Origin of the sequence: Microbacterium aquilitoris, from assembly GCF_031932285.1 — a bacterium.
GTDB classification, from domain to species: domain Bacteria; phylum Actinomycetota; class Actinomycetes; order Actinomycetales; family Microbacteriaceae; genus Microbacterium; species Microbacterium aquilitoris.
Map to the genome: position 1 here is coordinate 60,745 of NZ_JAUZVT010000002.1, position 14,137 is coordinate 74,881.

10 protein-coding genes are annotated in these 14,137 nt (G+C 69.9%); 5 read left to right on the forward strand and 5 right to left on the reverse strand.

Features of this window, described 5'->3' with window-relative positions:
* The first annotated feature begins 3 nt into the window (after positions 1 to 3).
* The 5 genes from Q9S78_RS07075 to Q9S78_RS07095 all read left to right on the forward strand — a co-directional run bounded on the left by Q9S78_RS07075 (position 4) and on the right by Q9S78_RS07095 (position 7,690).
* On the forward strand, positions 4 to 1,683 hold the full coding sequence (locus tag Q9S78_RS07075; protein WP_311869772.1) for an ABC transporter substrate-binding protein: 1,680 nt from the start codon (positions 4 to 6) through the stop codon (positions 1,681 to 1,683).
* A 69-nt stretch (positions 1,684 to 1,752) separates the two neighbouring features.
* Positions 1,753 to 3,258 (forward strand): DNA-3-methyladenine glycosylase 2 family protein, encoded by a 1,506-nt coding sequence (locus tag Q9S78_RS07080; protein ID WP_311869773.1) that lies wholly within the window; start codon positions 1,753 to 1,755, stop codon positions 3,256 to 3,258.
* Positions 3,255 to 3,746, forward strand: a complete 492-nt coding sequence (locus tag Q9S78_RS07085; RefSeq protein WP_116228527.1) for a methylated-DNA--[protein]-cysteine S-methyltransferase — start codon at positions 3,255 to 3,257, stop codon at positions 3,744 to 3,746. Before Q9S78_RS07080 ends, Q9S78_RS07085 begins: the two co-directional genes overlap by 4 nt.
* A gap of 315 nt (positions 3,747 to 4,061) precedes the next feature.
* Positions 4,062 to 5,882, forward strand: a complete 1,821-nt coding sequence (locus tag Q9S78_RS07090; protein ID WP_018188867.1) for an ABC transporter ATP-binding protein — start codon at positions 4,062 to 4,064, stop codon at positions 5,880 to 5,882.
* The gene (locus Q9S78_RS07095; RefSeq protein ID WP_018188866.1) at positions 5,879 to 7,690 is read left to right on the forward strand and encodes an ABC transporter ATP-binding protein; all 1,812 of its coding nucleotides are present in this window, start codon (positions 5,879 to 5,881) and stop codon (positions 7,688 to 7,690) included. The genes Q9S78_RS07090 and Q9S78_RS07095 overlap by 4 nt, the downstream gene beginning before the upstream one ends.
* 173 nt (positions 7,691 to 7,863) lie before the next feature.
* Here the strand turns inward: Q9S78_RS07095 and Q9S78_RS07100 are convergent, their stop codons facing one another.
* From Q9S78_RS07100 to Q9S78_RS07120, 5 genes are read right to left on the reverse strand one after another with little or no spacing between them, the layout of a single operon-like run.
* Positions 7,864 to 8,781: an N-acetylglucosamine kinase gene (locus Q9S78_RS07100; RefSeq protein ID WP_311869777.1), complete on the reverse strand. Its 918-nt coding sequence runs from the start codon at positions 8,779 to 8,781 to the stop codon at positions 7,864 to 7,866.
* Complete coding sequence (locus Q9S78_RS07105) at positions 8,778 to 9,743, reverse strand: glycoside hydrolase family 113 (protein WP_446500003.1); 966 nt, start codon at positions 9,741 to 9,743, stop codon at positions 8,778 to 8,780. The genes Q9S78_RS07100 and Q9S78_RS07105 overlap by 4 nt, the downstream gene beginning before the upstream one ends.
* Positions 9,740 to 12,241 carry a glycoside hydrolase family 2 protein gene (locus tag Q9S78_RS07110; protein ID WP_311869780.1) on the reverse strand — a complete coding sequence of 834 codons (2,502 nt, stop codon included), beginning with the start codon at positions 12,239 to 12,241 and terminating at the stop codon, positions 9,740 to 9,742. The genes Q9S78_RS07105 and Q9S78_RS07110 overlap by 4 nt, the downstream gene beginning before the upstream one ends.
* Positions 12,238 to 13,134 (reverse strand): carbohydrate ABC transporter permease, encoded by an 897-nt coding sequence (locus Q9S78_RS07115; protein ID WP_018188862.1) that lies wholly within the window; start codon positions 13,132 to 13,134, stop codon positions 12,238 to 12,240. Before Q9S78_RS07115 ends, Q9S78_RS07110 begins: the two co-directional genes overlap by 4 nt.
* Positions 13,131 to 14,129, reverse strand: a complete 999-nt coding sequence (locus tag Q9S78_RS07120) for a carbohydrate ABC transporter permease (RefSeq protein ID WP_026303056.1) — start codon at positions 14,127 to 14,129, stop codon at positions 13,131 to 13,133. The genes Q9S78_RS07115 and Q9S78_RS07120 overlap by 4 nt, the downstream gene beginning before the upstream one ends.
* Between the last annotated feature and the right edge of the window lie 8 nt (positions 14,130 to 14,137).

The following is a 14,137-nucleotide window of genomic DNA, read 5'->3' on the forward strand; positions in this document are numbered from 1 at the left end:
CGCATGCGTGCTTCCCGCCGCGGAGCGGTCGCTGTTCTCGCTGTTGCCGCCCTTGCCCTGAGCGCCTGCGCGCCCGCACTGCCACCGTCGGTCGTCCCCGACAGCAGCGTCACCGTCGGGTGGGGAGGCCGGCTCACCTCGTTCAACGCCGCGACCGACCCCACAGCAGCCAACCGCGACATCACCGCGGCGACGCGCTCAGCCTTCGGTCATATGGTCGATGGGGAAGTCGTCCCGGACGAGTCGTTCGGCACGGCGAAGATCGTGGGCAAGGACTCCTTCACTGTACGGTACGACCTGAAGGAGCCGCTCTGGTCCGACGGCATCCCGTTGGACGCCGCCGACCTCGTGCTGGGATGGGCGGCATCCGTCGGCCTCCTCGCGAAGGACGGCCCCACGGATGCGGCGCTGAAGGCCGCGCGGCCGAAGGTCGACGAGTTCGCTCGCGCGATCGACGTCACCTACCCCGCCCCCACCATCTCGTGGCAGACCGCGATCGCTGCTGACGTGCCGGCGCACACCGTGGGCATGCGCGCCTTCGATCTCGATGACCCGATGGAGGCGAAGGAGGCCGTCATCCGGGCGGTGCTCGACAGGGACACAACGGCTCTCGCCGCCATCTCGGACGTATGGAACACGGATTTCGCTCTCACGGACGGCAAGCTCTCGCCGACGATGGCGCTTTCGAGCGGGCCGTACGTCGTCTCGAAGGTCTCCGACGAAGGGGCGAGTGTCACGCTGACGCCGAACCCTCAGTACCGCGGAGCGGCGGTGCCGCAGGTCGCCGATGTCGCGCTCGTCCCTCGCGGGGACGAGCCTCTCGCTGCCCTCGGGAAATCCCTCGACATCCTCTCGTTCACGCCGACGCCCGCTGACCGCACGCCGGTGAAGCAACTCGAGCGGCGAGACTTCGGGGCGCAGACGACGAACGACGGCACGATCTGGACCGTCCTCCTCAGTACCGACGCGGTCTTCTCCTCGCGCAACGCCCGCGCGGCCTTCTTGCGCGCCATCCCCGCGGACGACATGGTCGCCGCCGGCGCAGGTGAGTGGTCGCAGTCGTATCCGAAGACGACGTCGATGGTCACGGCCCCGGGTTCGCGGGCGTTCGAGGTCGTCACCGAGGATTCCGGTTTCGCGAAGACGATCGGTACCCCCGCTGACGACGCCGCCGTCGATCGTGCCGCCGCCGGTGTTCGCGGCGGGGCCCGGGTGTGCGTGCTCTACGACCGCAAGAGCGAATTCGCGAAGGGCGCCTTCACCGCCCTCAAAGCGGGGATCGCCGAGGCCGGCTGGAACGCCGTCGACTGCGCGACGGATGACCTGGATGCCGCGCAGAAGGCAACGGGGTGGGATGCCGTCATCCGGCGCGTCCGCGTTCCCCAGACACCTCAGCAGATCGCGAGCCAGTGGGGGACCAAAGGCGCCTCGAGTCTCGTCGGTCAGGTCGATCCGGCACGCAATGAGCTGATCGACACCCTCCGGCAGACGGTGGACGTCTATGACGCGCGCGACCTGCTGGCGAAGATCGAGTCGACGATCGTGTCCGCCGCGGTTGCACGACCGTTGGCCGCGGTTCCGCGTCTGACGATCTCCGCGCCCCGCGTGACCGGCGTCACGGTGCGGGACGGCGACGACGCTCCCGTGCTCTCCGGGATCTCGGGGTGGACGCCCTCGGGGTGAGCCGCGGTATCCCGCCGTCGTGTCCGATTTCCGCGAGTCGGTGTCGGGGGAACGTGTCAGGCTGAGGCCATGACGATCGCAGCGATGACCTTCGACGAGCGGTATCGCGCGATCGACGCGCGCGACGCCCGCTTCGACGGGCAATTCGTCACCGCGGTGCACACGACGGGGATCTACTGTCGTCCCAGCTGCCCGGCGCGGACCCCGAAGGCGGCGAACGTCAGCTTCTTCGCCACGAGCGCCGCCGCGCACGAGGCCGGGTTCCGGGCATGCAAGCGCTGCCTGCCCGAGGCGACCCCCGGCTCACCGCAGTGGAACGTGCGGGGCGACGCGGCCGGGCGCGCGATGCGGCTCATCGCGGACGGGGTCGTCGACCGAGAGGGGGTCTCGGGACTCGCCGCCCGACTCGGGTACTCAGATCGACACTTGACTCGGCTCCTCACGACCGAGCTCGGCGCCGGCCCCCTCGCCCTCGCGCGTGCGCACCGAGCGCATACGGCGCGCACCCTGCTCGTCGACACCGATCTGTCGATGGCCGACGTCGCGTTCGCCGCCGGATTCGGCAGCATCCGTCAGTTCAACGAGACGATGACCGAGGTGTTCTCCCTGTCGCCGTCCGACCTCCGGGCCCGTCGGCGCGGGACGACCGCGGCTCCCGGGCGGATCGACCTCGTCCTCCCGGTGCGCGAGCCGTTCGACGCGGTCGGGCTGTTCGGATGGATGCGGGCGCACGCCATCCCCGGGGTCGAGACCGGTGACGCCGCGACGTTCGCGCGCACGATCCGTCTCAGCGGCGGCCCGGTCTGGTTCGAGGTGCGAGAGGATGCCGCGGGTCGCCTACGGCTGCGCGCCGAGCTCGCCTCGCTGCGAGACCTCGCACCGCTGATCGCGCGGGTGCGTCGGCTGTTCGACCTCGACGCCGACCCGACCGCCATCGATGCCGCCCTGTCGCGGCATCCCGAACTGCGTCCTCTCGTCGAGCGCATTCCCGGAGTTCGACTGCCGGCAGCCATGGATGCCGACGAGATGCTCATCCGCGCCATGATCGGGCAGCAGATCAGCGTCGCGTCCGCGCGCACCGTGATGGGGCGGCTCGCCGCCGCACTCGGCGAACCGATCGACTCGCCCGCAGGGCCGTCCTTCCTCTTCCCCACACCCGCCGTCATCGCCGAGCGCGGGGGAGAGGTGCTGCGCGGGCCCGGCGCCCGGATCCGCGCCATCGTGGGCGCAGCGACCGCGCTCGCCGACGGGTCGCTCCGCCTGAGCCCCGGCGACGACACCCTCGAGCAGCGCGAGCGGCTGCTGGCTCTTCCGGGGATCGGTCCCTGGACGGCCGACTACGTCCGCATGCGCGTCCTCGGCGACCCGGACGTCCTGCTCCCCGGCGACGTCGCCGCCCGGGCGGGAGCCGCAGCGGCCGGCATCCCCGCGGATGCCACCGGCCTCACCGCGTGGTCAGCGCGGGTCGCGCCGTGGCGCAGCTACCTGATGGCGCACCTCTGGTACGCCGCCCCCGTCACGCAGGCGTGGCGCGCGGAAACCCCCGACACCCCATCCCGAAAGGACGACCGATGAGCGCGGTCCTGCAGACCCTCGACACTCCCGACGGCGCATTCACGATCCTCGAAGAGGACGGTCGCGTGCTGGCGTCGGGATGGACCTCGGATGCCGACGCGATCCTCGGCAGGCTACGGGCCGACCGCGTGCCCGCCGACGTGACGACGGGTCGAGTCCGGTCCGCGGACGCCGTCGCCGCCTATTACGAGGGCGACCTCGCGGCGATCGACGACGTGCCGGTCAGCCAGCACGGCACAGCGATGCAGCTCACGGGGTGGAGCGCGCTGCGCGGCATCCCGGCGGGAAAGCCCCTCACCTACGCCGAGTTCGCCGCCCACCTCGGCTCACCGACCGCGGTCCGGGCCGCGGCATCCATCTGCGCGCGGAATGCGCCGGCCCTGTTCGTCCCCTGCCACCGGGTGCTGCGGACCGGGGGAGCCCTCGGCGGATTCGCCTGGGGTCTCGACGTCAAGGTGCGGCTCCTGGAGCGCGAAGCGGCGATCTGACTCGATTTTTTCGAGTAAGCGCTTGCTTGCGGCGAAATCACAGGGATATCCTGGAGGGCTCCCGCGCGATGCGGGCGCCTCGTCCGGCCCCATCAAGGAGGAAGCCATGTCCACGGAGATCGTCTACACGAAGTCCGCCGCCTTCCTCGTCGCCGGACGCCCCGTCCGTCAGGGATGACACCGAGGATCTGATCCCGCGCGGAAGCTTCCCGCGCACCTCTTCGTTCTCCCTCGACGGGTCACCGCGACCCTGATCGTCCGCGCCACGCCGCGCTCCTCGCCGCCTCGGCATCCGCTCCTCACCTGTGCAGGATCATGACCTCCTCGACGCATCCCCGTCTGTCCACCGCCCGCTCCCTCGCCCGCCTGATCCCGTTCGCGAAGCCCGTGCTCCCGCGTCTCGGGCTCGGTGCCCTCAGCGCGCTCATCGCGAGCCTGCTGGGCCTGTCCATCCCGCTCGTCCTCGAGCAGATCGTCGGCACGAACGGTCCCATTGCCTCGGGCAACCCGTGGCTGATCGCCCTCGGCGGCGGCGCCGTGCTGCTGCTCGGCCTGCTCGAAGCGCTCATGGTCTGGGCGCGCCGCTGGTTCGTGCTCTCTCCCGCCACCGCCGTCGAGTACGAGCTGCGCACCGACTTCTACGGCCGGCTGCAGCGCCTGCCCGTCGCCTTCCACGACCGGTGGCAGTCCGGTCAGCTGCTCAGCCGCATGATGCAGGACATCGGCCTCATCCGCCGGTGGATGGCGTTCGGCGTCGTCCTGCTGGTCGTGAACATGATCACGATCGTCGTCGGCTCGGCGATCCTGTTCAGCTGGCACTGGCTGCTCGGCACGATCTTCGTCATCGTCTCCGCACCGCTGTGGATCGCGGGCTTCGTGTTCGAGAACCGTTACGGCATGCTGTCGCGGCAGAGTCAGGATCAGGCAGGCGACCTGGCGACCGCCGTCGAGGAGTCGGTGCACGGCATCCGCGTCCTCAAGGCCTTCGGGCGCGGCAGCCATGCCCTGCGCAAGTTCACCCGCCAGGCCGAGACGCTGCGCGAGACAGAGATCAGCAAGGCCAAGGCCGTCGGCTGGATCTGGTTCTGGCTCGTGCTGCTGCCGGACATCGCCTTCGCGCTGTGCCTCGGCGCGGGCATCTACCTCGTCTCGGTCGGCGAGATCGACACCGCCGCGCTCATCGCCTTCTTCGCGATGGCGACGATCCTGCGCTGGCCGGTCGAGTCGATCGGGTTCCTGTTCTCGTTCCTCGTCGACGCACGCACTGCGACGGACCGCATCTTCGAGGTGTTCGACGAGCAGAACACGATCGTCGACCCCGAGAACCCGGTCTCGATCGCGGAGCCCCGCGGCGAGCTGGTCTTCGAGGGGGCGCGGTTCCGGTATCAGGATGCCGCGGCCACCGAGCGCGACCTGCTCGACGGCATCGACCTGTCGCTGCGACCCGGCGAGACCATGGCTCTCGTCGGTCTGACGGGGTCGGGAAAGACGACGCTCACGACCCTGCCCGGGCGCCTTTACGACGTCACCGGCGGTCGCGTGCTGATCGACGGCGTCGACGTCCGCGACCTGCCGTTGACCGAGCTGCGCCGTCACGTCGGCATGGCTTTCGAGGACGCGACGCTGTTCTCGCAGACCGTGCGTGAGAACGTCCTGCTCGGGCGCGAGGACCTCGACCCGCAGAGCGCCGAGGGGGAGCGCGTCATGCGCGAGGCCCTTCAGGTCGCGCAGGCCGCGTTCGTCGACGACCTGCCCGACGGCGTCGACACCGTCATCGGCGAAGAAGGGCTCAGCCTCTCGGGCGGTCAGCGTCAGCGCCTTGCGCTCGCGCGCGCCGTCGCGGCGCGTCCCGCCGTCCTCGTCCTCGACGACCCGCTGTCGGCGCTCGACGTCGACACCGAGGCGCTCGTCGAGGACGCCCTCCGTGTGGTCCTGGCCGAGACGACGGCGCTCGTCGTCGCGCACCGGCCCTCCACCGTCACACTCGCCGACCGCGTCGCGCTCCTCGAAGAGGGACGCATCACCGCCGTCGGCACGCACTCCGAGCTCCTGCGCACCAGCGAGCACTACCGGCACGTCATCTCGAGTCTCGAGGACGAGCAGGAACGTCAGCACAAGAGGGAGGTGTCCCTGTGAGCACCGTCACGGGCACCAGCGGCGAAGACCGCTCCGATTACACCCGCGAAGAGAGCCGGCAGATCCGGCGTCGCTCGCTGCGACTCCTCGGGTCTCTCGTCACGCCGCTGAAGATGCAGCTCGTCCTCGCGGGGATCGTGCTGGTCATCTCGACCGTCCTCCGCGTCGCCGGTCCCGCCCTCGTCGGCTGGGGCATCGCGAACGCGCTCCCGGCCGTCCAGAAGGAAGCCGACTGGATGCCGACGATCGTCGTCGTCATCATCTTCCTGATCTCCGCGATCGGCGGCGCCGCGCTCATCGGCTGGTACGCCGTCGTCGTGGCGCGCCTGACCCAGGCGGTCATGCTGGACCTCCGCAAGCGGATCTTCCTGCACACGCAGAAGCTCAGCCTCGAGTTCCACGAGTCGTACACGTCGGGCCGCATCATCTCGCGACAGACGAGCGACCTCGACACGATCCGCGAGCTGCTCGACGGCGGTCTGAACGAGCTCGTCTCGGGCCTGCTGTACGGCGGGTTCACTCTCGTCGCGCTGATCCTGCTCGACTGGCAGTCCGGTCTCGTCCTCGCAGCCATGGGCGTCCCGCTGTTCTTCCTCATGCGCTGGTTCTACCTGCGCTCGCAGGTCGTCTACCGCGAGTCCCGCGTCGTGAGCGCCAAGGTGATCGTCAAGTTCGTCGAGACGATGACCGGTGTCCGCGCCGTCAAGGCGTTCCGCAAGGAGCCGGCGAACGACCGCGAGTTCGGCGGTCTGGCGAGCGACTACCGCGACATCAACATGCGCTCGATCCGCCTGTTCGGCACGTTCGAGCCCGCGATGATGGCCCTGGCATCCTTCGCCCTCGCGGCAGTGCTGCTCTGGGGTGGTCTGCGCGTGGTGAGCGGGGCTCTCGAGCTCGGTTTCCTGCTGTCGGCCGTCCTGTACGTGCGGAACTTCTTCGCGCCGATGCAGGAGGTGGCGTTCTTCCTGAACTCCTACCAGTCCGCCACGGCGGCGCTCGAGAAGGTGTCGGGCGTCCTCGAGGAGTCGCCGACCGTCCCGGATCCGGCGAAGCCGGTCGACCTCCGCGAGGCCAGCGGCCACCTGAGCTTCGACGACGTGACCTTCGGGTACTCCGAGACGAAGATCATCCTCCCGGACTTCCGCCTCGACATACCCGCCGGGCAGACGATCGCCCTCGTCGGGACGACGGGTGCCGGCAAGTCGACGCTCGCCAAGCTCGTCGCACGGTTCTACGACCCGACGAAGGGTGCGGTGACGCTCGACGGCGTCGACCTGCGGGAGCTGCACCCGAAGGATCTGCGCCGCGCGATCGTCATGGTCACGCAGGAGGCGTACCTGTTCAGCGGGACCGTCGCCGACAACATCGCGCTCGGCAAGCCCGACGCGACGATGGACGAGATCCGTGCGGCGGCGCGCGCCGTGGGGGCGGACGGCTTCATCCAGAAGCTGCCCGACGGCTACGACACCGACGTGAACAAGCGCGGCGGCCGAGTGTCGGCGGGCCAGCGTCAGCTGATCTCGTTCGCGCGTGCCTTCCTCGCCGACCCGGCCGTGCTGATCCTCGATGAGGCCACGGCGTCGCTCGACATCCCGAGCGAGCGCCAGATCCAGGAGGCTCTCGGCACCCTGCTCGCTGACCGCACGGCGATCATCATCGCGCACCGCCTGTCGACGGTCGCGATCGCCGACCGCGTGCTGGTGATGGAGCACGGGCGCATCATCGAGGACGACACCCCCGACGCGCTCATCGCGGGTACGGGCAAGTTCGCCCAGCTGCACCGCGCCTGGCGCGAATCGCTCGTCTGAGCCGGCGCTGAGCCGCTGACGGATGCCGGGGCCCGAAGTCGGGGCCCCGGCATCCGTCGTTCGCGGCGGCCGAGTGTGCCGGATGCAGGTTCAGGGGGTGTTCACCGCGCTCAGGGCACCATCGGAGCCGTCTGAACCTGCACTCGGCACGGTCACCGCGCGTCGCGTGCGGGTCAGATCCCGCCGGCGCGGTGGACGGCGGCGCCGAGCGGATGCGCGGGGGTGATCTCCGCCAGGGCGAGGGCGCCGTCGATGCCGACGCCGCGGGGCGAGACGAGGCGGAGGTCCTCGCCGAGCTCGGACTCGAAGGCGTCGTGCAGCGTCCGCGAGGCGAAGACCCCGCCGATGGCGCAGACGTCGAACGCCGGCTCATCGGTGCGCACGCGTCGGACCGCGGTCCGGGCGGATGAGGCGAGTTCGTGCGCCGCGCGTCGCGAGATGTCCCGCGCCACCGCGTCGCCGGCATCCGCGGCTGCAGCGACCTCGCGAGCGAGCGAGGCGACGACGCGCACGCGGTCGTGGTCGGCCTGCAGCGCCATGTAGGCCTGCGTCAGGTCCGGCCAGCGCGACAGCGCGGCCTCGGTCAGAACCGTCGCGGGGCCGCGTCCGTCGTAGGCGCGCATCACGGCATCGAGGGCCGCGCGCCCGATCCAGTAGCCGCTGCCGGCATCGCCCATGATCCAGCCCCAGCCGTCGACCCGCGCCGTCTCGGTCTCGCCGACGGCCAGAGTGACGACTCCGGTGCCGGCTGCGACGACGGCGCCGTGCCGATCGCCCAGCGCACCGAGGAACGACGTCGTCGAATCATGCGCGAGCATCGTCGCCTGCACGCCGTCGGAGTGGACCAGCGCGAGGAGCGCATCCGCATCGGCGTCGCGGTCGGTGAGTCCCGAGATCCCCGCCGTCACGACGTCGAGGTCGGTGCCGGTCCGCGCGAGGGTCTCGCGCACGACGTCGGCGAGCTGCGGCAGGAGGGGGATGCCGGTGTGGATGCCGCGGAACGTCAGGTCCTCGCGGCGGGTGCCGTCGTCGACTCGCACCTTGATGTCGCTCTGTCCCGCATCGATGGCGAGCACTCGGCGCGCGTTCATCGTCCTCCTCCGGTGGTGGCGCCTGCCAGCGCCCGGTACCGCTCGCGCAGGAACTCTCCCGCCGGCTTGCCATATGGACAGTAGTCGTCGTTGCGGTCGGCGACGTCCGGGTCGTAGAGCTCGGCCGGCCAGTCCCAGAGGAAGAACCCCGACATCCACTCGCGTTCCGCGCACGCGTCGAACATGACGCGGTAGTAGTCGAGCTGCGCCTGTCCCGACGGCGCGCCCTCGAGAGCCCAGTCGTTCGGTCGCATCGGGGAGTTCTCGCGCGAGGGGCATCCCGCTTCGAGGAAGACGAACGGTTTGCCGGATGCCGCGACGACCGCCTCGATCCGGTCGAGGTTCTCCTGCCACGCGTCGATCGGGTAGTAGCCGCTCGAGGAGATCACGTCGACCGCGTCCCACCAGCCGACCCGGTTTTCCTGGTACTTGTCGCAGTTGTACGTCACGAGTCCGGAGTACACCTCTCGCACCGCCCGCACCAGGTCACGCCAGTGCGCCTCCTGCCCGTCGGCGCGCACCATCTCGCACCCGATGCAGAGCATCGCGCAGCCCTCGGCCTGGGCGATGCGTGCGGCGTCGAGGATGAATTCCCGGTACGAGGCGAACCACTCCGTCCAGCTCGGCTCGCCGGGCACGTCCCAGTCGAAGAAGCCGATGAACGCGCGCCAGGTCCCGTCGGCGACGTTGACGACCGGCTTCAGACAGACCTTCAGGCCGCGGTCGTGTGCCGCGCGGATGGCGTGGACGATCTCGTCCTCCGTGACCGTCGGTTCGTCGCGGAACGGGACTTCGGTCGAGAACGCGGTCGTCTGCAGCGCGGCGTACGAGAGCGCCGTCCACGTGACGCCGTGGTCGACCATCGCGTCGAGGGATGCCGCGGCCGCAGGTGTCGTCCACGTTCCGCGGACGCCCGTCCACCCCCACGTCATCCCGCAGACGAATCCGCCCGGCAGGCTCATCCGGTCACCAGCTGGTTGGCGGAGCGGAGCACGCGGGGGTCCGCGAGCGCGTCCGCGTCGAGCGCGACGCCGGCGTCGTGGCGCACGACGATGCGTCCGGTCTCGCCGGGGAGCAGCGTGAGCAGGCCGTCGGCGGGCTGCGCGGAGGCATGCACCTTGTCGGCGAGCAGCGAGACCTCGCGGGCGAAGCGCGCAGCCGTGATGCTGACCTCGGTGCCTCCCTCGACGGCGCGGGTCGAGACCGTCAGACCGGGATCGCCGAGCGTCGAGTCGCGCGGCTCGGCGAAGTACCAGATTCCGCGCGCGCCGTCGGCATCGACCACGAGCGCCTCGGACGCGGCATCCGCCGCCGTGGCGAGCTCGGCATCGATCGACACGACGAGCGTTCCCCGGGCCTCGACGGTGACGTCCACCGCCGTGTCGGCGAGCACCTCGCCGCCGAACGAGACGCGTCGCGTGCGCACCGGGACGCTCCACGCCTCATCGGTTTCGTTTCCGAGGACCGCGACGAGCCGGCCGTCGCGCGGCTGCACCGTCGCGACGCGGGGCGCGAAAGCGTTCTTCAGCGCGTGGAACAGCGGCTTGACCCGCTCGGCCCCATCGATCGCGGCCCACGAGGTGACCGGCCAGCAGTCGTTGAGCTGCCAGACGACGGCGCCCATCGTGTGCGGCGCCCACGAGCGGAAGTGGTCGAGCGCAGCGCCGACGGCGAGGGCCTGGTTCAGCTGCATCGCCCAGTGCCAGGTCTCCATATCGGCCGGCACCCGGAAGTGGGGGAGCAGACCGTTCGTGAGCTTCACGTTGCCGTCGATGGCCTTCTGGTGGACGATCATGCCCGGCGACTCGGGCGTCAGCGGCGCATCGTCGACGGACTCGACGAGAGTCGTCCACGCCGGCGGCGCCTGCCAGCCGAACTCGGCGACGAAGCGCGGCGTGTGGTCGCGATACGTGGTCCAGTCGCGCCGGTTCCACTGCTCCCACAGGTGCATGCTGCCGTGCAGCTCGTCGTTCGGGTGCGGCCCCGTCTGACGACCGGATGCCGCGTCCCAGCCGGTCTCGGGGCTGAAGGGGCTGCCGGGGGCGTACGGGACGTGCGGGGCGAGTTCGGCGATGAGGGCGGGGAAGAGTTCGTAGTAGTACGTCGCACCCCAGCTCTTGCCGTCGAGGCTCAGCTTCCAGCCCCAGTCCTCGAAGCCCCAGAGGTTCTCGTTGTTGCCGACGAGCTGCGCGAGCGAGGCGTGCGAGGCGAGTCGGACGATGTTCTCGCGCGCCTCGGCCTCGATCTCGGAGCGCAGGGGCTCCTCCTCGGGGTAGGCGGCGCACGCGAAGAGGAAGTCCTGCCAGACGAGCAGGCCGAGTTCGTCCGCGAGGTCGTAGAAGTCGTCGGACTCGTAGAGGCCGCCGCCCCACACGCGGATGAGGTTCACGTTCGCGTCGATCGCCTGGCGCAAGCGGCGCTGGTAGCGGTCGCGGTCGACGCGCACGGGGAGCGCGTCGTCGGGGATCCAGTTGACCCCCTTCACGAAGATCGGCCGGTCGTTGACGATGAGCGTGTACGGCGTGCCCGCGGCATCCGGCTCGGTGTCCCAGTGGACCGTCCGGAACCCGACCCGGCGGGTGGTCGCGTCGACCGTCCCGCCCTCAGCGTGAAGGGAGACCTCGACGGTGTAGAGCGGCTGGTCGCCGTGACCGACGGGCCACCAGCGGTGGGCTACGGGGAGGTCGACCTCGACGTGCCCGTTCTCACCGACGGCGGTGGCGACCGCGGTCGCGTCGCCATCCAGGCCCGGACCCCGCACCACCGCACGCAGCTCGAGCGGGGTGTCAGCGGCATCCGTCCGGTCGATGCGGACGTCCACCGACACGCGTCCGCCGTCGCCGTCCGGCGTCGCGACGACGCGAGTCTCGGCCAGTCGCGCGGTCGACCACGACTCGAGGCGCGCCGGCTTCCAGATGCCGCTCGTGTACGTCGCGATGCCCCAGTCCCAGCCGAAGCTGCAGGCGGACTTGCGGATCGCCTCGTAGGGCAGCGGGTACGGACGCGGCCGGGCACCGAGCTCGATGCTCGCCTGGTTCGCGTACGGCACCGGTGCCCGGAAGGCGACCTCGAGGTCGTTGTCGCCGTCGCGCAGGAGCGCGGCCACGTCGTAGCGGTAGGAGCGATGCTGATTGGCGACCTCGCCGATCACCGTGCCGTTGAGGCGGATCACGGCGACCGTATCGAGACCGTCGAACACGAGGTCGTGGCGCTCGCTGCCGTCGGGCGTCCAGGCGAACGTCGTCCGATACGTCCAGTCGACGAGGCCGATCCACGCCAGCAGCGACTCGTTGTCGCCGTGGAACGGGTCGGGGATCAGGCCCTCGGCGAGCAGATCGACGTGGATGCTGCCGGGCACCGTCGCGGGCACGGTGAGACCGCCGATGACGTCGGGCGCGGGACCCGCGGTGGCGCGGACGGTCCATCTGCCGTGGAGGGGACGGCGGGAGAGGTGGGTCACTTGACGGCTCCTGAGGTGAGGCCCTGGTAGATCCATCGTTGCAGGACGAGGAAGGCGACCAGCGTCGGGATGATCACGACGAGCGTGCCGGCCGCGATCACCTCCCACTGCGCGCCGAACGGACCTTTGAATCGGAAGAGGGACGTGGAGATCATGCCCTCGGAGGGCAGGTAGAGGAAGGGGGCGTAGAACTCGTTGTAGACCGCGATGCCCTTGATGATGACGACGGTGGCGATCGCGGGGCGCAGCAGGGGGAGGATCACACGCCAGTAGATCGTCCACCGGTTGGCGCCGTCGATCATCGCGGCTTCGTCGAGCGAGATCGGGATCGACTGCATGAACTGGATGAAGAGGTAGATCGCGATGATGTCGGTGCCCATGAAGAGCAGGATCAGCGCGGCCTTGGTGTCGTAGAGGCCGAGACCGTTGACGAGCTGGAACGTCGCGACCTGACTCGTCACCCCCGGGATGAGGGTGGCCAGCAGGAACAGGCCCATGACGAGCTTCTTGCCCCGGAAGGCGAACCGGTCGAGGGCGTACGCGGCCATCGTGCCGAGTGCGATCGTGCCGACGAGCGAGACGGCCAGGACGATCGTCGTATTGACGAAGCCCTCGAGCATCTTGCCGCTCGTGAACGCCGTCACGAAGTTGTCGAAGTTCAGCCAGTTCGACGGCGGATCGAACGGCCCCGTCGCCGCGTATTCGCTCGAGCTCTTCATCGAGGCGAACAGCAGCACCGACAGCGGCAGCAGGGTGACGATCGCGGCGATCACGAGGCTGGTGTACTTCGCCGCGGTGGCGCTCATGCTGCCGAGACGCTGGAGCGGCGTCCGCCCCGACCGGCGCCGGGGGAGGGGCGTGGGCTTCGTGGGCGGAATCAGCGTGGCGGTCATGTCAGGTCCACCTTCTCGTCGGGGAACACGCGGCGCTGGATCCACGTCACGACCAGCACGATCGCCAGCAGGACGACGGCCATGGCCGAGGCCAGTCCGACCTGGCGGAAGGAGAACGCGGTCTGCAGGGTCTGAATGACGAAGGTCGCCGACCCGTTGGCCCCGCCGGTCATGATGAACGGCACCTCGAACACCGACAGGCTGCCGGCGATGGCGAGGATGAACGACAGCCCGATGATGCGACGGATGCCGGGGGCGATGATCGACCAGAACTGCTGCCACTTGTTGGCGCCGTCCAGCTCCGCGGCTTCGTAGAGCTCGCGGGGAATCGACTGGATCGCGCCGAGGAAGAGCACGAAGTTCAGTCCCGTGTAGCGCCAGACGGATGTGCCGGCGAGCGACCAGTTGACGACGTCGGGGTCGCCCAGCCACTTCGGGGGGTCGGCGAGGCCGACCCATCCGAGCACGGTGTCGAGTGTGCCTCCGGGCTGGAACAGGTAGAGGAAGACGAACCCGATCGCGACGCCGTTGATCAGGTACGGGAAGAAGAGGATGCCGCGGAACAGGTTCGAGAACCGGGTCGAGAAGCTGAGGATCACCGCGAAGTAGAGCGCGATGGCCATCTGCAGGAAGGAGGCGGCGAAGTAGTAGAGGCTCACCCAGAAGACGCTGAAGATGCGCGGATCGGTGAAGACCTGCACGTAGTTGTCGATGCCGACGAGGTTCTTCTCGAGGTCGATGCCGTCCCAGTCGGTGACCGAGTAGTAGAAGAGGTTCAGCGCCGGCCAGTAGGTGAACAGGAGGAGGAGGCCGACGGCCCCGGAGAGGAACAGCCAGGGGGTCAGCCGTTGCACGATCCCGCGTCCCGCCCGGCGCGACCCGCTGCCGGGGGCGCCGGATGCGCGGCGTGTGCCGTGCATCCGACGTCCTCGGGCGGGTGCGGACAGGACCGCAGGGGCATCCGCGGGTGCGGAGCCGGAAGCTGCGATCGCCATCGTGGATG